Source organism: Nocardia sp. NPDC059195 (assembly GCF_042754695.1).
Taxonomy (GTDB): Bacteria; Actinomycetota; Actinomycetes; order Mycobacteriales; family Mycobacteriaceae; genus Nocardia.
Window position 1 is genome coordinate 1 of record NZ_JBHZBG010000037.1, and the last position, 21,502, is coordinate 21,502.

Annotated in this window: 21 protein-coding genes; 7 read left to right on the forward strand and 14 right to left on the reverse strand. The window is 67.5% G+C overall.

Features of this window, described 5'->3' with window-relative positions; translation table 11 throughout:
- Positions 1-341 precede the first annotated feature (341 nt).
- Both ACFXKN_RS30215 and ACFXKN_RS30220 read right to left on the reverse strand, forming a co-directional pair.
- Entirely contained in the window at positions 342-743 is a 402-nt protein-coding gene (locus tag ACFXKN_RS30215) for a hypothetical protein (RefSeq protein WP_378973808.1), read from the reverse strand.
- An 80-nt stretch (positions 744-823) separates the two neighbouring features.
- Positions 824-2,323, reverse strand: a complete 1,500-nt coding sequence (locus tag ACFXKN_RS30220) for a flavin-containing monooxygenase (protein ID WP_378973803.1) — start codon at positions 2,321-2,323, stop codon at positions 824-826.
- Between the two features lie 99 nt (positions 2,324-2,422).
- On the opposite strand from ACFXKN_RS30220, the gene ACFXKN_RS30225 reads away from it, so the two are divergent.
- The 3 genes from ACFXKN_RS30225 to ACFXKN_RS30235 all read left to right on the forward strand — a co-directional run bounded on the left by ACFXKN_RS30225 (position 2,423) and on the right by ACFXKN_RS30235 (position 5,624).
- The gene (locus ACFXKN_RS30225) at positions 2,423-2,977 is read left to right on the forward strand and encodes a YdcF family protein (RefSeq protein WP_378932472.1); all 555 of its coding nucleotides are present in this window, start codon (positions 2,423-2,425) and stop codon (positions 2,975-2,977) included.
- Positions 2,978-3,098: 121 nt separating this feature from the next.
- Positions 3,099-4,721 carry a GMC oxidoreductase gene (locus ACFXKN_RS30230; protein ID WP_378973796.1) on the forward strand — a complete coding sequence of 541 codons (1,623 nt, stop codon included), beginning with the start codon at positions 3,099-3,101 and terminating at the stop codon, positions 4,719-4,721.
- A 180-nt stretch (positions 4,722-4,901) separates the two neighbouring features.
- Positions 4,902-5,624, forward strand: coding sequence for a VIT family protein (locus ACFXKN_RS30235; protein ID WP_378973791.1), 723 nt, complete (start codon positions 4,902-4,904; stop codon positions 5,622-5,624).
- Positions 5,625-5,678: 54 nt separating this feature from the next.
- Here ACFXKN_RS30235 and ACFXKN_RS30240 read toward each other — a convergent pair whose 3' ends face one another.
- The 11 genes from ACFXKN_RS30240 to ACFXKN_RS30290 form a co-directional block, all read right to left on the reverse strand.
- The gene (locus ACFXKN_RS30240) at positions 5,679-7,250 is read right to left on the reverse strand and encodes a Na+/H+ antiporter (protein ID WP_378973785.1); all 1,572 of its coding nucleotides are present in this window, start codon (positions 7,248-7,250) and stop codon (positions 5,679-5,681) included.
- A gap of 235 nt (positions 7,251-7,485) precedes the next feature.
- Entirely contained in the window at positions 7,486-8,133 is a 648-nt protein-coding gene (locus tag ACFXKN_RS30245; RefSeq protein WP_378973778.1) for a hypothetical protein, read from the reverse strand.
- A 128-nt stretch (positions 8,134-8,261) separates the two neighbouring features.
- Positions 8,262-9,215, reverse strand: coding sequence for an MlaD family protein (locus ACFXKN_RS30250; protein WP_378973774.1), 954 nt, complete (start codon positions 9,213-9,215; stop codon positions 8,262-8,264).
- Positions 9,212-10,264 carry an MlaD family protein gene (locus ACFXKN_RS30255; protein ID WP_378973769.1) on the reverse strand — a complete coding sequence of 351 codons (1,053 nt, stop codon included), beginning with the start codon at positions 10,262-10,264 and terminating at the stop codon, positions 9,212-9,214. The genes ACFXKN_RS30250 and ACFXKN_RS30255 overlap by 4 nt, the downstream gene beginning before the upstream one ends.
- Complete coding sequence (locus ACFXKN_RS30260; RefSeq protein WP_378973761.1) at positions 10,261-11,358, reverse strand: MlaD family protein; 1,098 nt, start codon at positions 11,356-11,358, stop codon at positions 10,261-10,263. Before ACFXKN_RS30260 ends, ACFXKN_RS30255 begins: the two co-directional genes overlap by 4 nt.
- On the reverse strand, positions 11,358-12,377 hold the full coding sequence (locus ACFXKN_RS30265) for an MlaD family protein (protein WP_378973754.1): 1,020 nt from the start codon (positions 12,375-12,377) through the stop codon (positions 11,358-11,360). Before ACFXKN_RS30265 ends, ACFXKN_RS30260 begins: the two co-directional genes overlap by 1 nt.
- A complete protein-coding gene (locus ACFXKN_RS30270) occupies positions 12,365-13,369 on the reverse strand; it encodes an MlaD family protein (RefSeq protein ID WP_378973745.1) in 1,005 nt (334 codons plus the stop codon). The genes ACFXKN_RS30265 and ACFXKN_RS30270 overlap by 13 nt, the downstream gene beginning before the upstream one ends.
- Positions 13,366-14,400, reverse strand: coding sequence for an MlaD family protein (locus ACFXKN_RS30275; protein ID WP_378973740.1), 1,035 nt, complete (start codon positions 14,398-14,400; stop codon positions 13,366-13,368). Before ACFXKN_RS30275 ends, ACFXKN_RS30270 begins: the two co-directional genes overlap by 4 nt.
- Before the next feature lie 4 nt (positions 14,401-14,404).
- Positions 14,405-15,271: an MlaE family ABC transporter permease gene (locus ACFXKN_RS30280; RefSeq protein WP_378973737.1), complete on the reverse strand. Its 867-nt coding sequence runs from the start codon at positions 15,269-15,271 to the stop codon at positions 14,405-14,407.
- Positions 15,271-16,116 carry an MlaE family ABC transporter permease gene (locus tag ACFXKN_RS30285; protein WP_378973732.1) on the reverse strand — a complete coding sequence of 282 codons (846 nt, stop codon included), beginning with the start codon at positions 16,114-16,116 and terminating at the stop codon, positions 15,271-15,273. The genes ACFXKN_RS30280 and ACFXKN_RS30285 overlap by 1 nt, the downstream gene beginning before the upstream one ends.
- Positions 16,117-16,314: 198 nt before the next feature.
- The gene (locus ACFXKN_RS30290) at positions 16,315-17,406 is read right to left on the reverse strand and encodes a calcium:proton antiporter (protein ID WP_378973726.1); all 1,092 of its coding nucleotides are present in this window, start codon (positions 17,404-17,406) and stop codon (positions 16,315-16,317) included.
- 103 nt (positions 17,407-17,509) lie between these two features.
- Between ACFXKN_RS30290 and ACFXKN_RS30295 the strand changes: the two genes are divergently transcribed.
- From ACFXKN_RS30295 to ACFXKN_RS30310, 4 genes are all read left to right on the forward strand, one after another.
- Positions 17,510-18,160 (forward strand): phosphate uptake regulator PhoU, encoded by a 651-nt coding sequence (locus tag ACFXKN_RS30295; RefSeq protein ID WP_378973720.1) that lies wholly within the window; start codon positions 17,510-17,512, stop codon positions 18,158-18,160.
- A 198-nt stretch (positions 18,161-18,358) separates the two neighbouring features.
- The gene (locus ACFXKN_RS30300) at positions 18,359-19,144 is read left to right on the forward strand and encodes an HNH endonuclease family protein (RefSeq protein ID WP_378973717.1); all 786 of its coding nucleotides are present in this window, start codon (positions 18,359-18,361) and stop codon (positions 19,142-19,144) included.
- A gap of 35 nt (positions 19,145-19,179) precedes the next feature.
- The gene (locus tag ACFXKN_RS30305) at positions 19,180-19,404 is read left to right on the forward strand and encodes a hypothetical protein (RefSeq protein WP_266296076.1); all 225 of its coding nucleotides are present in this window, start codon (positions 19,180-19,182) and stop codon (positions 19,402-19,404) included.
- Positions 19,405-19,501: 97 nt separating this feature from the next.
- Positions 19,502-20,116 (forward strand): phosphatase PAP2 family protein, encoded by a 615-nt coding sequence (locus ACFXKN_RS30310; protein ID WP_378973712.1) that lies wholly within the window; start codon positions 19,502-19,504, stop codon positions 20,114-20,116.
- Positions 20,117-20,152: 36 nt separating this feature from the next.
- Here the strand turns inward: ACFXKN_RS30310 and ACFXKN_RS30315 are convergent, their stop codons facing one another.
- Positions 20,153-21,364 (reverse strand): FAD-dependent oxidoreductase, encoded by a 1,212-nt coding sequence (locus ACFXKN_RS30315; RefSeq protein ID WP_378973705.1) that lies wholly within the window; start codon positions 21,362-21,364, stop codon positions 20,153-20,155.
- Between the last annotated feature and the right edge of the window lie 138 nt (positions 21,365-21,502).

Here is a 21,502-nt window from a genome sequence, read left to right on the forward strand (position 1 = left end):
CACACTATTGAGTTCTCAAAGAACACACGCACACACTTCTACCCACAACATCTAGTAGGGGTTTCGGTGAGGCAAGGGTTCAAACTTAGCTCAGAGAACCAGCCGGAAGCAAATCCGATCCGAGTTCCTCTGAACACATGATCAGTCAGGCGCTCAACGTCCTACCTCGTGTCTCAACCGCTGGGCGGCTGAGTCGGTGTCCGTGTCGCTCTGACTCGAATAAAGTTACGTGCCGACCAACACGAAGTCAAATCGCCTGGACAATCCGGCGTTTCCCCAGGAAAAGACGAACAACGCCGCTCCGATGACCGGGGCGGCGTTGTCGGATGGATCAGGACAGCTCAGGCGTTCGGTCGCCAGGTGGCCACTGCCCAGATCACCACGATGTCGACGGCGATGATCAGGATCGACCACCACGGGTAGTAGGGCAGCCACAGGAAATTGGCGATGATCGACAGTGCCGCGATCACCATCGCTGATACCCGGCCCCAAGTCTGGCCGGCCAGCAGGCCGATCGCGATGATCACCGCGAGCGCGCCGAGCACGATGTGCCACCAGCCCCAGCTGGTGAGGTCGAACTGGTAGGTGTACTCCGGTCCGACGACGATGAGATCGTCGTTGGCGACCGCGGAGATTCCCTGGAAGATCTGCAGGACACCGACCACCGCCAGCAGGATGCCAGCGCCGATGGAGGTTCCTGCCGCGATCCCGTCGCGCAGGTGGTGCTGATTCGTGTCTGTCATCGCTGGGCCTTTCCCGTCAGGTCAACGCCACGTGCCACCACGGCACACGACAACGGTAGGAACCCGACGAGCCGCGCGCCTCACCCGTTGCGGGTGAACTCCCCTACCCGCCGCGACACCGGTCGCAGGGTTTTGCCGAGGTCGGTACGCAGGGTGATCAGCGCGTCGAGCAGGTAGTTCTGCCTGACCTGCCACGGATGACGGTCGCCCTGACGGGGAAACGCGGCGATCGAGCGCAGGACATAGCCGGCGTTCAGGTCGAGCAAGGGGCGTTCGGCGAGCGCACCCTGGGGTTCGGGGACGACCGCGGCACTGCCGGTGCGGTCGAGGTGGGTGAGGACTTTGCAGACCAGACGGGAGGTGAGGTCGGCGCGCAGTGTCCATGACGCGTTGGTGTAGCCGACGCAGATGGCGAAGTTGGGCAGGCCGGTGAGCATGGCGCCCTGCCAGACGAACTGGTCGGCCAAGGGCACGGGGGTGCCGTCGACCGAGGGCGCGATGCCACCGAAGGCCAGCAGGCGCAGGCCCGTGGCGGTGACCACGATGTCGGCGGGCAGCGTCTGCCCCGATACCAGGCGAACCCCAGCGGGGACGAAGGCGTCGATATTGTCGGTGACCACCGAGGCCTTGCCCTTTTTCATCGCCTTGAAGAAGTCCGCGTCGGGGGCGGCGCACAGGCGCTGGTCCCACGGGTCGTAGTCGGGGGTGAAGTGTTCGGCGACGAGCTTGTCGTCTTTGAGGATGCGCGTGGTGAGGTCGGTGAGCAGTTTGCGCGCGGCGGCGGGGCGACGGCGGCAGAACTGGTAGAAACCGATGTTGAACAGGATGTTCTTGGTCCGGATCAGCCGATGGGCGAGACCGGCGGGGAGCAGTTTGCGGATCTTGTCGGCCTGCTTGTCGCGGCCGGGAACTGCGCTGATCCAGGTGGGGCTGCGCTGCAGCATGGTGACGTGCGCGGCGTCGGCGGCGAGGTTGGGCACCAGGGTGACAGCGGTGGCCCCGCTGCCGATCACGACGATCCGCTTGTCGCGGGTGTCGAGGTCGGCGGGCCAGAACTGCGGATGCACCACGGTGCCCGCGAAGTCTTCCTGGCCACCGAACTCGGGGGCGTGCGGCTGCTGATAGTCGTAGTAGCCGGCGCAGGTGTAGAGGAAACCGCAGGTCAGGGTGCTCAGTTCGGGGCCGTCGGGGCCCTCGTGGGCGATGGTGAGTTGCCAGCGGGCCTGCGCCGATGACCAATCCGCGCCGATCACCCGGGAACCGAAGCGGACGCGCCGGTCGATGCCGTTCTCCTGCGCGGTCTCGCGGATGTAATCCAGGATGGCGGCGCCATCGGCGATGGAACGCGCCGCGCGCCACGGCTTGAACGGGTAGCCGAGGGTGAACATGTCCGAATCCGAGCGGATGCCCGGGTAACGGAACAGGTCCCAGGTGCCGCCGAGGTCGGCGCGCGCCTCGAGGATGGCGTAGCTGCGATGCGGGTGCTCGGTCTGCAGCCGGTAAGCGGCCCCGATGCCGGACAACCCGGCGCCGACGATGACTACGTCGAGGTGTTCGGGGGCAACGGCGGTGTCGGTCATGGGCTCCAGTGTGCCTGGCCTACGACCGCGGCAGAAGGCCGCGTGCCTGGTCGATCGCGGGACCGCGGCCACCGCCGAGATTTCGGTATCGTCGGTGCCGTGTCGATCTTTCGGCGTGCGGGATGGTTGCTCGTCGGCGCACTGGTCACCGTGCTGGCTGCCGCGTTCGCTGGATGGCCGGTCTTCGTGCACCCCCAGATCGACCCGTTGCGGCCCGCTGACGTGATCGTGGTGCTCGGCGGCACCGCCTACGAACGGTTCGACCTCGGCATCGAACTCGCCGAGCGCGGCCTTGCCCCCGAGGTGCTGATCTCACAGTCCACCGGAGCCGACGATCCGGTGATGGACAAGTACTGCGGCGGCCGATTCGCCTTCCGTGTCTCGTGTTTCGTGCCCGACCCGTGGACCACCGACGGTGAGGCACGCGAAATCGTCCGGCGCGCAAAGATTTACGGGTGGCGCCACATCATCGTAGTCACGTTCACGCCGCATGTGTCGCGCGCCAGATACATCGTCGAGAAGTGCTATGACGGCGAGATCACCATGGTCGCCAGCCCGTCGGACTCCGGTCTGGAGTTCTGGTCGTGGATGTATGTGCGCCAATCCGCCGGGTACATCAGAGCTTTCGTCAATCAGCATTGCGAGACCGACTGACACACGGTGGTCCGGCTCCTACAGTGAGACCAGCGGTGCCTCCACCGACACTGTCCATCGCCGTCATCTATCCGACGGCGCACACCGCACTTCGGGGGCAGCGCTGGTGAGAGGACCGCCGATGCTTGTCGAGGATCTGCGCACTGCCGGAGACGACGCGCTGCGCACCCAGATCTGCGTCATCGGGTCGGGCCCAGCGGGCCTGACGGTGGCTACCGAACTCGCCGCCGCCGGACTACAGGTACTGGTGCTGGAGAGTGGTGGTCACGAGATCACCGCGGACGAAACAGCATTCGCCGCGATAGAGAGCGTCGGCGCTCCGCGCGCGGAGCAACACCGGATCGCGGGCAACCGGGTGCTCGGCGGGAGCTCACACACCTGGGCCGGACGCTGCGGTGTGCTCGACGACCTCGACTTCGCCAATCGGCCCTGGGTCACCCGGTCCGGCTGGCCGATCGACACGGGTGCGCTGCGGCCCTACGCCGAACGGGCGGCCGCGCATGCCGGGCTCGGGCACGGCACCGGCTTCACCGAGCACGAGTTCTGGCCGCTGTCCGGACGGCAGGCACCCGCTGACGCGCTCGACACCGGCTCGTTGCGCCCCTACTTCTGGCAGATCAGCCGCGACCCGGCCAACCGGTTCGACTGCAAGCGGTGGGGTCCGCACGTGCGTGACATCGTCGCGCCGACCGCGCGGGTGCTGGTGAACGCGACGGTGACCCATATCGACACCGATGCGACCGGCGCGCATGTGAATTCGGTCGAGGTGACAGGTGCGGGTGGGCGCGTGCGCACCGTCGAGGCGCGGATGTTCGTGCTGGCCGCGGGTGGGATCGCCACGCCACGGCTGCTGCTGGCCTCGCGGCGGACCGTCGCCGGTGGGATCGGGAATCGGTACGACCAGGTCGGGCGGTACCTGATGGATCATCGCTGCGGGGTGGTCGCGACGCTGCGCCCCGCCGACGCCGGGGCGGCGCTGGACCGGTTCGGCAAGTACGTGGTCAAGAGCGCGCGGGGTCGGCACACCTTTCTGCACGGGTTGGCGTTGTCGCCCGCGCTGCAACGGCACGAGTCGCTGGTGAACTGTGCGCTGTGGTTGCAGGAGGTCACCGCCGACGACGATCCGTGGGAGTCGGTGAAGCGGGTGCTGCGCGGGCGAGTGCGGTGGCAGGACGTGCGAATCATGATGTCCGACACCGGCCTTCTGCTCGACGGTGCGCGACGCAGGCTGATCGACGGTGTCGGGATTCCGCATCGGCTGGCCGGTGTCGAGGTGCGGGCGATGGTGGAGCAGACCCCGGACGCGGACAGCCGGGTTCGGCTTTCGACGCGGACCGATCCGGTGGGAATGCCACTGCCGCAGGTGGATTGGCGGATCAGCGAGCAGGAGGATCGGACGGTGCGGCGGGCTACGGCGTTGCTCGTCGGCGAATTCGCCCGGCTCGGATTGCCCGCGCCGCAGGTGGTTCCCTCGGCCCTGCCCGACAGCACCGACCCCTTACCGTTCACCGACTGGGCGCATCCCAGTGGCACCACCCGGATGTCGGCCGATCCGCGGCACGGGGTCGTGGACCAGCACTGCCGGGTGCACGGAGTGGACAACCTCTACATCGCGGGTAGTTCGGTGTTTCCGACGAACGGGCACGTCAATCCGACGCTGACCGTGATCGCGCTCGCGGTGCGCTTGGCCGACACGCTGCGCGCCGGGCTGTCGGCCACTCCGAACCCGACGGCGGGTCGATGAGCTGAGCGAATGCAGGCTCGTCGACAACCGAACGATGATGTGCCGGTGCCCGACCGAGCTGAACCTACCGGACACGCTCTCGGCGAACCACTGACCCCTCAGCACCCCCTATCGAGCTGGCCGTGCCCGACTCGCCGTCGGTGAACCGCTGATCCCGCCGTGCCCGATTAAGCTGGGCCGGTGCCGGACCCGTCATCGACCAGCCATCCTCACGAACCCCATACCGAGGGCCTTGCGACGCGGTTGAACTGGCTGCGCGCCGGGGTGCTCGGCGCGAACGACGGCATCGTCTCCACCGCGGGGCTGGTCGTCGGTGTCGCCGCGACCACGAACGATGCCCAGACGATCCTCACTGCGGGTATCGCGGGACTGGTCGCGGGTGCGATCTCGATGGCCGCGGGCGAATACGTGTCGGTGAGCACCCAGCGGGATTCGGAGAAGGCGCTGCTGGCCAAGGAACGCCGCGAACTGGCCGACGAACCCGATTTCGAACTGGCCGAACTGGCCGGGATCTACGAGAAGAAGGGGCTCAGCCCGGCCACCGCCCGCACGGTGGCCGCCGAGCTCACCGCCCACGACGCGTTCACCGCGCACGCCGAGGCCGAACTGGGCATCGACCCGCGCTCGCTCACCAACCCGTGGGCGGCCGCGATCTCCTCGGCGATCTCGTTCACCTGCGGTGCGCTGCTGCCGTTGCTGGCGATCGTGCTGCCGCCCACCGAATGGCGGGTGCCGGTGACCTTCGCCGCGGTGCTGATCGCCCTCGCGATCACCGGCTCGGTGAGCGCGCGCCTCGGCGGTGGCAATCGCGCCCGCGCGGTGCTGCGCGTGGTCGTCGGTGGGGCGCTGGCGATGGCGATCACCTACGGGATCGGTGCGCTCACCGATTCCATGACCGGCTGAACCGCCGCTCATCGATCGATTCGACCTGCCCACAATGGCCTGGTCCGCGGGGGGTCAGTGCGTCGGGCCGAGGTCGAGGCGCCGGGTGACCCGGTCGACAACGTCCGGGGGCATGCCGGGTTCGCGGCGGGCAGCCTGGGCTTCGCGGCGGCCTGCTTCGGTGACGGCGGCGCGCACCGCGCGCATCTGGGAGGCGAAGGTGCGTTCCTTGTCCAGAGCCGCTTTCGCGTCGGCGTCCGCCGCTTCGGGATCGGCCTTGGCGGACAGGCGACGCAGCAGCGCCTTGAGGTCCTCGTAAACGTCTTCGGGGAGATTGTCGCGGGCGGCGATCGCCTTGAGTTCGGTGAGTTCGGCATTCACCACCCGGGTCCAGAGCGCCTGTTCGACGGCGCGTTCCTGCCGGGTGTCGGCGTGCACACCAGTGAGGCGCACCACCAGCGGGAGCGTCGGGCCCTGGACGAGCAGGGTGAACAGTACGACCCCGAACGCGATGAACAGGATTTCCGAGCGGGCCGGGAAGTCGGCGCCGGTGTCGAGGGTGAACGGCACGGCCAGCGCCAGCGCCACCGTCGCGACTCCGCGCATACCGGCCCACCAGGTGACGATCACCTCGCGCCAGGTGAACGGTTCGTCGGTGTAGGGCAGTTTGCTGCTGATCGCCCAGGTGGCCATCAGCCAGACCAGGCGCAATCCCACGACGACCGCGATCACCGCGACGGTGACCCCGGCCAGCCCCGGCCAATTGTGTCCGGTGGTTTCGATCACCACCCGCAGTTCCAGCCCGATCAGGGCGAACGCGAAACCGGTGATGAGCATTTCGGTGATGTCCCAGAACGAGTCGGCGACCAGGCGATAGTCACGGTCGCCGATTTCGGTGACGGCATCGGTGAGGTACAGCGCGCAGACCAGCACGGCGAGCACCGCCGAGCCCTCCCAGTGTTCGGCGATGCCGTAGGCGGCGAAGGGCAGCAGCAGGCTCAGGGCGACTTGGGCGGTGGCGGTGTCGAGGATCGTGGTGAGTTTGCTGCCGAGCCAGCCGAGCACCAGTCCGACGACAACCCCGACCACCGCGGCGATCGCGAAGTCAGCGAGCGCGTGCCACGGGCTGAACAGGCCGGTCATGACCACCTGGATACCGACGGTGTAGATCACGATCGCGGTGACATCGTTGAACAGGCCTTCGCCGCCCAGGGTGACGATCAGTCGGCGTGGCAGGCCGAGGCGGCCCGCCATCGAGGTGGCCGCCACCGGGTCGGGCGGCGCGACAAGGGCGCCGAGCACCACGGCCGCGGCGACGGCGGTGCCAGGACTCCAGGCCTGGAAGACCGCGGCGACCGCGATCGCGGTGGCGATCACCAGGCCGACTGCGCGCAACGCGATGGTCTGCCAGTTCTCCGCGAACTGCCGCCACGAGGTGCGGCGGGCGGCGGCGTAGAGCAGGGGCGGCAGGACCAGGGGCAGGATCAGCTCGGGCGGGATGTGCAGGGTCGGCACGGCCGGAATCAGGGCGAGCAGGCAGCCGAACAGGGTCATCAGGATCGAGGGCGCGAGACCGATGCGCGCTCCGAGCGGTTCGGCGAGCACGGCCGCGAGCAGGATCACCAGAGTCAGTACCAACTGGTCCATAGCTGACCAGTCTCACCGACATCGGTGACGCGCGGGGATCGACCCGCCGCCGGTCAGGGCTGCGTCCGGCGGACACGACTCACCTGCGCCGACTGCGCCGGACCGGCCAGCTCCACTCACCCGTGTCGACCGCGCAAATGGCCGACTCGGCTTACCACCGTCGACTGCACTGGATGTCTGGTCCGAACGTGATTCACCGCGACATCGACGGCGCGGTGTGATCGAGAGTCACAGCTCAGGGTAGGACGGCTACCGCCGGCGGGAGCAGAATCGGCGGGAGGGGGAACGGGAGTTGCAGAACCGGGGGCGGGGGCGGCGGTGGGGGTGGCGCTGGGGCTGGTTCGGGTTCGAAGACAGGTGGTGGTTCGACAGGCGGGGGCGGCGGCTCGTAGGCGGGCGGCTCGTAGACCGGAGGCGGCGGCGGGGGCTCGAAGGCAGGTGGCGGCGGTGCCTCGACAGGCACGGGCTCAGGGGCCGGTTCGGGTCCGGGCGGCGGGGGTGGTGGCGGCGGGGGTGGCGCGGGAACCGGTGCTGGAGGCTGGACATCGGGAGTGGTCACCGTGCATTGCCATTTGCCGTCGTCGTGGACGCGCCAGTGCGCGGTGATGCCACCGGCCGAGCAGTTTCCGCCGATCCGGCGGGCGGGCCACGGTGGCGCGAATTCCTTGGCTTCGGAGGCTTGTTGATCGGCGCCGGCGATCGGGGGTCCGTTGGCATCGGATCCCATCGGGTTCACCGACGGGTTGTCGTCACCCTGGTCGGCGCGCAGCACCAGACCGAGCGCGACCACCAGCGCGAGGATCGCGGCGAGTACCGCCGCGATCGCGATCATTCGAGTACTGCTGCCGGTCCGTGTTTCGGGACCCTCGCTGCTCTCTGCCATCGCACCGCCTCCGCCGCGGACCAGGTCCCCCGTCCAGCACGCTACCGCAAGGTTGCTCGCAGACCACCGATCTCGGCCGAACAACTACTGGCCAGGGCAGATACCTATATACGATGGTTGCCAGATATTTACTTGATCGCGACCCGCACCTTCACAGCGTCGGCGTCGGTGTTGTGCAGTGCCTGGGCGATCAGCGCGTTCAGATCGAGCTGCGGAGCGGTCGCGGTGACCGATTCGGTGAGTGGGCGCAGCCCGGGCAGCAAGGCCGAGAGCTCGGGGCCGAGCTCGTTCAGCTTGGCGGTGAGCTGCTCGAGCAGCGGCACCAGACCGCCGTCGCGCAGGTATATCTGCGGATCGCCGCCGCTGGCCCGGCCCACCGCCTCGACGAACTGATCGAGCACCTTGCTCAGGCGGATGAACTCGGGCGCTGCCGCGGAGGTGGCAGGTCCCGCCCAGCCGATGTCGCCGGATACGTATTCGAAGTTGTTCTGTAGTTGGCCGATCGCCGGGGCGCGGCTCATGAGCGCCGCGGCGAGCAGGTCGCCCGCCCTGGCCAGCTCGGGGACCACATTCTCGGTGCCGACCATCGCCGTGCCGAGCGTGTCGACCAGGGAGCCGACAACCGCGGGATCGAGCTGCTCGACGGTCTTGGTGACCAACCGCGCGACCTCGGGGATCGACATCGGGGTGCGCACGTTCTCCCCGGTCAGGCGCTGCCCGTCGGTGAGATAGGGCCCGTTGGCGTCGCGCGGTACGAACTGCACGTACGGCTCGCCGAGCGCGGACAGATGCTCGATGGTGACGACGCTGCTCATCGGCACCTTGTGGTCGGCGCCGAACCGGAAGCCGACCTGCACGCGGCCGCTCGCCGAGGTGTCGACCCCGGTGACCTCGCCGATCTCGATACCGGTGAGCAGGATCGGCGAACCGACGCTGAGGCCACCGGAATTCGCGATCTCGATCGAGGCCGCGGTGTAGTCGGCGAGCGGGTCGACGCGCACCACCCCGAAGGTCAGGTAGCTCGCGCCGAGCGCGGTGATGACGGCGATGCCGCCGAGGGAGGCCAGTGCACCGATCTTCATCGCACCATTCCGATCATCCGTAGCGCGGTGACGATCTGCGCCAGCTGGTCTTCCTCGGACACCTCGACACCGGTGACGTTCACCTTCGGTCCGCGCTCGGCGAAGGGAATGATCTTGTCGCGCAGCAGCGCGGTGAGCAGCGCCATGTTGGTCGAGGAGCGCAGGTCGGCCGAGCCGCCGGTGGCCAGCGGCAGGAACGCGTTCGCGGCGGCATCACCGGAGCTCGCGATCGGGGCCAGCCAAGTGAGCGAGGAACCGACCGGGCCCAGTGCCTCGAAGATCTTCATGGTCTTGGCGATCGAGTCCTGTGAGTCCGTGAGCGAAGCCACGGCCGCGGGGGTGAGGATGTTCGTCAGCGCGGTTTCGGTCTCGTCGTGCAAGATCGCCGCATTGCGGGACAATCCGTTGACCAGCAGGTCGACTTTGTCCAGATTCGCGGCCAGGTCGGCGGCGTCAGCGCCCATCACGGCTGAGATGCGCGCGGTTTCCCTTGGATCCTGTGGCATCACCGCGTTGATCCGGCCGAGCATCTCCTGCAGCTGACCGATCGCCCCACCCTGGACGAACAGGGCCATGGTGGCCATCGTGTCTTCCAGTTGCACAGGCGGTTTCGTGCGTTCGATCGGGATCGTGCCGCCGTCGCGCAGCAGCTCACCGAAGCCGTCCTTGGGGGTGGTGAGCGAGAGGTGGATGTCGCCGAGGATGGTGTCCTGGCGCAGTTCGGCGATGGACTTCGCCGGCAACGCGACTGTGTCGAGGATGTCGGCCTCGACGATGACGTAACCGCCGCGGCCCGCGGGGGCGTCGGCGGGCTGGACCACCCGCACACCGTCGACGATGCCGATCTCGGCGCCGTTGGCGATCACCTTGGACTTGGCGGGCAGGTTCAGCGCGCTGCTGAACTCGATCTGCACGCGGTAGGTCGAACCGCTGACAGTCGAGCCGGGCACCGGCACCTCGGCGGGGTCGAAACCACAGCCGCCGACCGCTAGCCCGGCCGCGACCACGAGGGCTATAACACTGTGCCGCAACATCTTTCGGGGGTTCATCGAGCACCTGCCATTCCCAGCACAACCTGCACGAGATTCACATCGGCCAGTCCCTGCGCCGGATCGGGGCACTGTCCCGGAATCAGCGCGTTCACCGCGGTACACACCTGGTCGGCCTCGCCGCTCGGCAGTGCGACCTTCGGCGGCGCGTAGGTGATCGCGGTGCCGCCCGCGGGATCGGTGGCGCTGCGGAACGCCGAGGCGAGCGCGGGCATCTTCGCCACGATCTCGCTCAGGGATCCGACGTTGGCGCGCAACAGCTTCACCAGCGGGACCGCGTCGTCGAGCGCGCCGATCAGCGGGTCGCCGAGGATGATGGCGATGTCGTTGAGCATCGGCAACACCTCGCTGAGACCGTCGAACAGCGAGGTGGCCGGGATGAGCAGGTCGTCGGAGGCCATGTTCAGCAGTGGCGCCAGCCGGACGAGCATCGTCTGCAGGTCACCCCAGTTGGCGGCGACTTTGTTCGACACCGAGGCGAACGCGTCGAAAAGACCGGCGAGATGACCGATATCGGCGTCGGGCTTGTTCATCGCCGAACCGAGAGTGTGGATGAGTTCGTTGATCGTCGGGCCGGTGCCCTCGGTTGCCCGGTTCAGCGAGGACAAACCGTCGGACAGGACGCTGGGCTGACCTGCGGCACCGCCGGCGAGCTGATCGGACAGGCTCGCCAGCGCCGTGAGTGTTTCGGTGATGCTCTTGGGAGTCAGCGTTTTGGTGAGGCAGCCGCCGTCGAGCGGGGGCGCGGTCTTGCCGGTGGTGAGCACCGCCAGATTGCGGTCCGCCGCGATCGAATACGCGACCGTGGTCGCGGAAGCGTCGGAGTAGACCGGGAATTCGGCGTCGACCTCGAATTCGACCCGCACCTTGGCGCCCTCGTTGCGCACCGCGGTCACCTCGCCGACGTTCATGCCGCGCATGGTGACGTGATTGCCAGGGTAGAGGCCGATCGCGTCGGGCATGAGCGCGCAATAGGATTCGGTCTTCTTCATCGGATCGAAGGCGACGAAGTAGCCGCCGGTCACCAGCGCGACGAGCACCGCGACACCGGCGATCGACATGAACGCCTGGGATCCGAGCAGTCGTTTCAGCATCAGCACGCCTTCCCGGGCAGCGGTACGCACACGCGGGCGCTGGACTGGTCGACCACGACACCGGCTTCGGGGGTCGCCAGCTGCGACAACTTGGTCTGCAGCTCGTGGACAGTCCCGATCACCGGCTCGAGTCGGCCGCTGAGTTCCCCCAGTCGCGGCAGCGCGTCGGCCAGCGCCTGCGCCTGCGGTTTCAGCGTGGACTCCCAGCTCGGGGCCAGGGCGGCCAGACGATTCACCACCGAGGTGAGCAACCGAATCGCTTCGGCCAGTTCGGCCTTCTTGCTCAGCAGCAGGTCTTCGAGGAGGTTGACGTTGTCCATCAACCTGCCCAGATCGGTCTTGGCGCCGTCGTACATGGTGACGTACTCGTCGACGACCGCGATCGACTTCGACACCTGGGTGCGCTGACGATCGAGCATGTCGACGTACTTGCCGACGGTGTCCAGCGTGGTGCGCAGCGCCTCCGGCGAGGTCTCGATCGCGGAGTTCGCGGCGGCCAGGTTGTTGCGCACGGTATCGCCGTCGACGGCGGCCAGCGGCGCGGTCGCATCCTGGAAGGTCTCGATCAGGCTGTAGGGCAAGCGAATTCGATCGGAAGGAATCGCCTTGTCGCCCAGGGGTGCCGAACCGGCCGGGTAGAGCGCGACGTAGTGGCCGCCGACCACGGTGAGCATGCGGACATCGAGCGAGGACTTGTCCCCGACGAACACCTCGTCGTTCACGGTGAACTGCATGAGCACCTTGTCGGGCTGCAGTTCCAGGGAGGTGACGCTGCCGACCGAGATGCCGGCCAGACGCACGTCGTCGCCCTCGCGCACCGACTGCGCTTCGCTGAGCTCGGCGGTGTAGGTGTGCTTGCCCAGCGGCACCACGTAGACCACGCCCGCGGCGATGATGAACAGCACGACCAGGCTCAGGCCGATGATCCCCATCCGCAGTTCCCGTGCGCGTTTGCTCGGTTCGTCGAGGATCGGCCGATTACCGGCGAAGAGCCCGGTCAACTTCGTCAGCGGTTGCATACGGTCACCTTCTGTCCGGCGATCAGCACCCGCAGCGGCGCGGGCACCTCGGCGGCACCGTTGCTGCAGTGCGGCGTGAAGTCGGCGAAGCCGCGCGCGAGCGAGGCGTCGACCGTGGCCAGCAGACCGGGGAGCTTTCCGAACACCTCGACAGCTTCCTGTGGATTCGGGAAAAGCCCGCGGATCATCGCGTCGACATCGGCGCCGCCGCCTTCGACCAGGCCGAGCGAGGCGAGCAACCGGTCCACCGGTGCCAGCACCGAGGGCGCTGTCATCGCGAACTGCGCGACGCCACCGATATTGCGCTGCATCGCCTCGAAGACATCAGTGAGCCGGGCCAGCAGCGGTACCAGGTGTCCGACCCGCCCGCCGTGGCGATCGGACAGTTCGGACAGGTTGTGGATCAGCGTGCTGATCACCTGCTGGCGGTCATCGGCATAGCTCGCGAGCTGGTCGATCGCGGTCAGGGCGGGGCCGAGGCCGGTGCCGTCACCCTCGATCACGGCGAGCATGCTCGCGGTGAACTGGTTGATCGCTTCCGGCGACAGCGTGGCGAGCACCGGCTTGAGGCCGCTGAACAGGCTCGTCACGTCGAAGGACGGGACGGTCATGTTCGCGCCGATCCGCGCGCCCGCGGCGATCGGCGTGCCCGGATCGGGCGCCTGCTGCAGGTCGATATAGCGCTGGCCGGTGAGGTTCTGGTACCGGATGGCCAGCTTGGAGTTGTCGTAGATCGGGGTGTCGGTCTTCACGGTGATCGCGACCTTGGCCTTGTCGCCCTCGAGGCTGATCTTCTCGATCTTGCCCACCTGCACGCCGAACATCCGCACGTCGTTGCCGACCTTGAGACCGTTGGCATCGGTGAACAACGCGTCGTGGGCGTTGGTGTCGCCGTCGACCGGACGCTTGATCAGGGTGAACACGAACCCGAGGATGGCGACCATCACCAGGGTAAAAACGCCGAGGCGCAGTGCGGTTCCGCGAATCTTCATCGCCCACCGTCCTTTCCGAACAGCGGCACCGCGATGCCGGGGACACCGCTGAGCTCGACGTCGAGGTTGAGGACCGGACCGTCGGGTCCGTCGGGCATGGCGCCGCGCAGGTTCTGCAGCAGGGCGGTGAGGTCGGCACCGGTCTGGCGCGGGTTCGGCGACATCTGCGCCAGTGCCACCAGCATCGGGGCGAGCATGTCGGTGGTCTCGGCGAAGTGCCCGCCCGCGGTACTCAAGGTGGTGCTGAGGGCTGGCAGGATGCCGCCGCCGATCACCCCGACACCGATGTCGTAGCGCTCCTTGTCGACTTGAACCACCCGGATCTCGCGGAGCTCGTCGACTACCTTCATGGCGGCGCCCGCGAACTGCCCGCCACCGTCGAAGGCGGGCCCGAGCTTGCCGAACATCTCCGAGGGCATCACATCCTGGTTGTCGGCGATGGTCTTGGAGACGGTGATCAGGGCCTGCACCAGCGGGGTGAATGCCTTGAAATCGGCGGCCAGCTGGGAGATGACGGTCGCCATCTGCGGGCTGGTCACGGTCATGCCGACCTGCGAGAGGCTGCGCAGGATCGCGCTCATCGTGGCGTCGTAGACCCGGTCGCCGTTCGCGCCCGTGAGGTCGAGCACCGCGCCCTCGCGCAGCGGCGAACCGCCCGCACCACGGCGCAATTCGATCTCGGCGATGCCGAACAGGTTGGTCGGGGCGTAGTCGATCGCGAGGCTGTCGTCGATGCCGACCAGCCGGTCGGAGTCGAGCAACAGTGCGATCTGCTGGGTGCCGCGCTCGCCGGGGGTCACCTCGGCGACCTCGCCGACCGTCACGCCGTCGACGCGGACCTGGCTGCCCGCGCTGATGCCGTCACCGAGGTGTTCGGTGTGCAGGGCGATGCGCAGGCCGTCTTCGGTGCGCAGGTTGTTGTAGGTGGCGGTCGCGAGGACTACCACCGCGATGAGGCCGAGGATGATCGCGCCGGTCAGTCGCGCACTGCGCCGATCGGCGGCGACTCCGGGCATTCCGTAGTTAGGCACTAGCTCACCCCGTAAAACTGATCGCCGAGTTGAAGCCCCAGAGCATGATCGAGAGCACCATGTCGATGGCGATGATGGCCACCGTGCTCGCGCGCACGGCGCGGCCCGAGGCGATGCCGACTCCTTCGGGGCCGCCGGTGGCGAAGAACCCGAAGTAGCTGTGGACCAAGATCACGACAGTGCCGAACACGGCCACCTTGATCACCGCGGCGATCACGTCGAAGCCGGTGACGAACTGGAAGAAGTAGTGGTCGTACACGCCGGCCGACTGCCCGTAGACCATCGTGAGCAGCCCGCGGCAGGCGCCGTAGGACAGGATCAGCGCGATCAAGAAGGTGGGCACGATAGCGATGGCGCCCGCGATCACGCGGGTGGTGACGACGAACGGCACCGAACGCAGGCCGAGCGCCTCGATCGCATCGATCTCCTCGGAGATGCGCATCGCGCCGATCTCGGCGGTGATCCGGCAACCGGCCTGGGCGGCGAAGCCGATGGCCGCGGCGATCGGAGCCAGCTCACGCGTCGTGGCGTAGGCCGAGACCACGCCGGAGACCGGGCCCATGCCGAGCATGTCGAGCGTGGCGAACGATTCGACGCCCACTGAAGCGCCCATCACCAGGCCGAGCACGATCATCATCGGGACAGTGCCGCCGCCGACGATGATCGACCCGCGGCCCCAGGTCATATCGGTGACCGCGCGCAGCGTTTCCTCGCGATAACGACGCAGTGTCAGCGGCACCGAGGACAGCACCTGCCAGACGAACACCGCGACGAAGCCGAGCGATTCACCGGCGGTGACGATCCGCTTGCCGATGCCGGCGAGGTTGCGGAGCCAGTGCAGGGAGGTGGGGATATACGAAGAGGCAGCCATCACGCCAACTTCGTCGGTAGGAACATGGCGGTGATCTGGCTGGACAGCAGGTTGACGACCGCGATCGAGACCACCGAGAGCACCACCGCCGCGTTCACCGCGTCGGCCACACCGCGCGGTCCGCCCTTGGCTTCCAGTCCGCGCTGGCACGAGATGATCACGACCAGGAAGCCGAAGATCAGCGCCTTGAGCAGCGACACCCAGACGTCAGCGGCGGTCGCGAACGAACCGAAGGTCGACCAGTAGCTGCCCGGCGTCACACCCTGACCGCCGACGGCGACCGCGTAACCGGCCAGCACGCCGACGAAGATGATCAGCACATTGAGCATCGGGGCGACGATCAGCATCGCGACCATGCGCGGGATGACGAGCCGGTGCACCGGGTTGATGCCCATGGTGTTGAGCGCGTCGATCTCCTCGCGGATGGTGCGCGCGCCGAGGTCGGCCGCGATGGCCGCCGCCCCAGCGCCACCGAGCAGGAAGCCGGTGGCGATGGGCGCGCCCTGCTTGATCACGCCGAGGCCGCCGGTGGCGCCGAGCATGGAATCGGCGCCGAGGCTGTGGATCAGGTTGCCGACCTGGACCGAGACGATCACGCCGAACGGGATCGCCATCAGGACCGCGGGAATGGCGGTGACCATGATCAGGCGCCAGGCCTGCACGAGGGTCTCACGCCACTGGAACTGCCTACGGGCGATGTCGGAGAACGAGCCGCCGACCGATTGCTGTGCGAGATCGACCGCACGCCCGAAGGTCCGCAGCGACGACACGACGGTGTCGGTGAAGTTCTTGCGGACGATCTGGGTAGCGGAATCCGGCTTCGCGGCGTGCAGGTCGAGGGACATCAGGGATGCCTCCGGGCCGCTCGTGAAGCACGGGGCTTGGTGATTTTCATACCGCACTCTCTGGCTTCGGCGTCTTTGCCAACTCCAGCAAGCTAACCGGTACTCTGCGTCACAACAAAATTTCCAGTGGGTGACCCTCGTCGCTTTTCCGCGGTTTCCATGACAGATTCACAGGCCGTGTGATCCGCAACACCCCAGCTACGGGCTTGCGGCGAGGAACACAAATGCCGCGAACAATGCCAGGTGAACGCCACTGTGCAGTAGGGTCGCGCGGCCTGGGACGATCGTCAGCGTGCCGACCACGACGGTCAGTGCGAGCAACACCATCTGGGTGGCGCCGAGACCGAGCACCAGCGGACCACTGAGCCAGATGGTCGCGATCGCGATCACCGGAATGGTCAGGCCGATACTCGCCATCGCCGAACCGAGCGCCAGGTTCAGCCCGATCTGCACCTGATTGCGGCGCGCCGAGTTCACCGCGGCGAGGGTCTCGGGCAGCAGCACCAGCATCGCGATCACCACACCCACCGCCGACTGCGGCAAACCGGCCGAGGCAATCGCCGACTCGAGCGCGGGCGAGACCACCTTGGCCAGGCCGACCACGCAGACCAGGGCCAGCACCAGCATGCCGAGACTGATCAACGCGGCCCGGTTGGACGGTGCGTGACTGTGGGTGTCGCTGTCGTCGACCGCGCCGCCGTCCTCCACCGGGAGGAAATCGTCGGGGTGACGCACCGTCTGCACCATCACGAACAGCCCGTAGAGCGCCAGCGAGGCGACCGCGGCGAAGGCGAGCTGCGCGGGCGAGAACTCCGGGCCCGGCGCACTGGTGGTGAACGTCGGCAGCACCAGACTCAAGGTGGCCAGGGTCGCGACGGTGGCCAGGGCGGCACCGGTGCCTTCCGCGTTGAACACCGCGACCCGCCTGCGCAACGCACCGACGAGCAGCACCAATCCGAAGATGCCGTTGCAGGTGATCATCACCGCGGCGAACACGGTGTCGCGGGCCAGCGACGCCGCCTTGTCGCCACCGGAGATCATCATCGTGACGATCAGCGCCACCTCGATCACGGTCACCGCCACCGCGAGCACCAGCGAACCGTAGGGCTCACCGACCCGGTGGGCCACGACCTCGGCGTGATAGACCGCCGCCAGCACCGCGCCGACCAGGGCGACACTCACCAGCGCGACGATCAATCCCGGTACCGAACGACCCCAGCTGAGTACGAGCACGAGCGCGGCGAGGATGGGCACGTACATGGTCCATTTAGTCGTCAACGCGGCAATCATGGCCCCCATCCTTCCAGCTACGGCCGGGTACACCCCGATCCGTCGACGCCCGATCTCGGCGATGGATTCACTCACACCCGCTCGATGGGGAACAATTCAGCGCGTGCGGACCCAGTTCACCCTCGAGCTCGTCGCTCTGGCCAACGATCTCACCCTGATGTCGCGCGTCGCCCATGACGCGACCGAGCGGGTCACCGCGGCACTGGCCGGCGCCGACCTCGCCGCCACCTACGAGGTGTTCGCGCTCGACGAGCAGCTACAGCTGATGTTCGCCGCCTGCGAATCCCGCACCATGGCACTGCTCGCATTGCAGGCGCCGGTCGCCCGCGATCTGCGTCATGTAGTGACCGCGATTCAGGTCGCCGGTGAGCTGTCACGGATCGGTCGACGCACCGAAACCGCTGGGCAGTACGTATATCGGGCGCATCCGGGCGTGGTCGCGCCCGCATCGGTGATCACCGAACTCGTGTCGATGGGCACGCTCGCGGCCGAGTGCGTCGCGCGCGTGAGTTCGTCGGTGGCCAGCGGTCGGTTCGCCGCCGAAGACGGCAGCGATATCGCGGCGATGGAGACGCTGTGCAAGCAATTGCGCACCGCGCTCACCGAGGCCGACGTGAGCACCGAGGCCGCGATCGACATGGCGTTGCTCGGCAGTCAGTTCCAGCGGTGTGTAGACCATGCCGCCCGCATCGCACGGCTGATCCGGTTCCTGGACACCGGGATTCCGCCGGAATCGGGATCACTGCCCGACTGATCGATTGTGATGTCGATCACCATCCGTTTGCCCTCCTGGATCACTGGTCATCTCCGTCGATAGAGGAACGCTATTGAGCCGCACCCGGTTCGCACTGTGCTGTGCGGAACCTCATAGCGGACAATCACTGACGACAGCTGGTGCGGCCGTTAGGTTGTGCCGGTTCATTTTTCGACGAAGCATCTGGGTGGTACGGGCATGAAGTGGTCTTCGATCAGCGGTTCTCCCCTGGGTCGAGCCCTGCTCGCCCTCGCCGCGGCGGTGTGTCTGGCCGTGGTGGTCACTATCGCGAACTCGTTGCTGGACAAGGTGAGTCCGACCGCGCCCGGCCCTGGTTCGGCGGGTGCGGCGACGGTGTCGGGCAAGGAAGTCGGCGACCTGGTCGCCACCCTCGTCGTCGCGAAGGAAGGCCCGATGACGGGCTACACGCGCGAGAAGTTCCCGCACTGGGACACCAACAAGCCCGAGCACGGCTTCACCGGCGACCTGGCCGAGTACGCGAAATGCACCAGCCGCGAGGTGATGATGCTGCGCGACGCCACCGGCAAGGTCAGCCTCGACGCCAAGACCTGCGATCTGAAAGTCGAGTCCGGCGGCGGCTGGCAGGACCACTACGGTTTCGTCGACAAGAAGACCGGCGAACTCGGGCCGTACAAGTTCATCACCGATCCGTCCAAGGTCGACGCCGAACACATTGTCGCCCTTGCCGAAGCCTGGCGATCCGGTGCGGCCGACCGCGACGAGGACACCCGCCGCCGCATCGCCAACGACTCGATGAACCTGGTCGCCGCCGACCCGTCGGCCAACCGATCCAAGGGTGATCAGGATCCCGCGAACTACTTGCCGCCCGGCAACTTCCGGTGTGCCTATGTCGAGCACTACGTCAAAGTGAAGGTAAAATACGCCTTGACCGTTGATACCGCCGAGCACACCGCGTTGCGCACCGCAGTCGATGACTGCCTCCGCCGAGGAGAGTTCACATAAGCGAGCCCATCGAGATCACCGCCGAGAGCGCCGTCATGACCGAAGAGGAAGGGACGGTGTCCGGCGAGCTCGATGTCATGCTCGACGATGCGGGCAAGGGCCTCGTCCGCTACCGCGGCACCGATACCTGGTACACGATCGGCAACATCGACTGCGAACCTCCGCGCACCTGGGACTGCGTCGCCGACTTGGTGAAGGCGATCAAGAAGGACGCGGGCACCCGCGATGTCGCCGGGAACACGGTCGTCTTCGAAGCCTGAGGCTCCAGCTGGCAATCTGGTAGCCATGCCGACTGCCTATCGACAGCCTCCGCCCCCTGACGTCGCGTGGACCTCGCTGTGCCGCCGGACGCCGATCGTGGCAGCTCTGATCGCGACCGCGGCGGTGCTGATCACCGCCCTCACCTGGCAGGTCACCAGCGGCATCAGCGGGATGGACACCGGGGTACTCGACTGGATGATCGCGCACCGAGGCGAACCGCTCACCAGCATCGCCGCGGTGATCACCGACCTGGGCGACACGCTGTCGATGGCGATTCTGGCGGCGCTCGCCGTCGGCTGGTTCGTGCTGCGGCGCAATCTACCGGTAGCCACTCTGGTCGCGATCACGTCGCTGGGAGCGGGTGTACTGGTGTGGGTGATCAAACGTCTCGTCGGGCGCAATCGGCCGCCCGAAACGTCGCGGATGGTCTTCGAACCCAGCCTGTCCTATCCGTCGGGGCACACGCTCGGCTCCACGGTGGTCGTCGGCATCGTGGCGATCGTCCTGATTCCCCAGATCACCAAGCACTGGGTCCGGATGGCCGCGACCGTGCTGGCGGTCGTCTTTCCCGTCGCCGTCGGGTTGTCGCGCATCTACCTCGGCGTCCATTGGACCACCGATGTGCTGGCCGGTTGGATCATCGGGCTGCTGTGGCTCGTCCTGTGTGTCACCGCCTTCACCCGCGGGTGGCAGACACCGGAGCGCGGATAGCCCTCGGTCGCCTGCCGTGACCGAGGGCGGTGCGGGTCAGCCCGCGGTAGCGGCCGATTCCGCCTGCACGGGCGCGTTCCAATCGATGCGGTAACGCCGTTCGGCGCCCATCGTCTTCTCCGGGTTCATCACCGTTCTGACCATGAGCGGCATCATCGCGTTCATCATCTTGCGGGCGAACGGGCCAGGGGTCTTGCTGTGGTTGATCTTCGCCGCGCGCGCCGCGACGCCTTCCACGCGCGCCCGGCGCAACCGCTCGTAGACCGCGAAAGCCTCGGTCGGCGCGGCGATATCGCGCAGGCAGCGCGCCAGCTGCACGGCGCTCTCGATCGCCAGTGACGCACCCTGTCCCGAGCTGTTCGACGGTGCGTGCACCGAGTCACCGACCAGCACCATGCGGTCGCGATACCAGTGCGGCACCGGCGGCATGATGTGCAGCGCACCGGTTATCTCGAGGTTTTGTGCCGTGGTGCGGCGGGCGAATTCGGCGCCGGGAGAGTCGGGGGCGTAGGTCTCGCGTAGCACCTCCAGCCAGTGCTCGGCGGGCAGGCCACGTGCTTCGGTGAGCGAAAGGTATTGCTTGCTCGGCAGATTCGCACCCCACGCCACCCGACCGTCGGCCAGCTTCCAGTACAGGTAGTAGGCCTTGGCGCCGAAGGCGAACACCATGGTGTCGTCGGGCAGGTCGAGACCGGATTCGACCAGGGCACCGAAGCCGAGCATGCCGGTGTAGTCGGGTCCCGGCGCGGCCGGGTCGATCAAACTTCGTACGGTGGAACGGATTCCGTCGGCTCCGAGGAGGACGTCGGCGGTCGCGGTGGAGCCGTCGGTGAAGTGCGCGGTGACGCCCTCGGGATGTTCGTCGACGCTCGTCAGCCGCTTGTCGTAGCTGAACGGCACGCCCGCGGCGACCGCGTGATCGTGCAGGGTCCGGTGCAATTCACCGCGGTCGACGGCCTGTAGCGGCGGCTGATCGGCCAGCACCGGCAAAACGTGTTCGCGACCGCTGACGCGCAATCGCATCTGCGCGACCGGCAAGGCGATCTCGCGCACCGCGTCGCCTGCACCGATGATGTCGAGCGCCGCGACGCCGTTGGGTGCCAGCGCGAGCCCGGAGCCGATGCCCTCGGACGGACCGGAATAGGCCTCGTAGACGTGGGCGTCGATGCCCGCTTTATGGAGGGCGGTGGCGGCGACGGGTCCGGCGATGCCGCCGCCGATGATCAATGCGGAACGGGTGGTGGACATGGGTGATCTCCAGATCAGTGTCGGCGCCACCCAGCTATCCTGTGGTTGCCTCACCTCGAGGCCGGGCGCGCCTGGTTTCGGGACGGTTTCTCGGGCTCGGTGGGGTGTTGCCGCACACCACCGGGTCCGGGTCTTGGG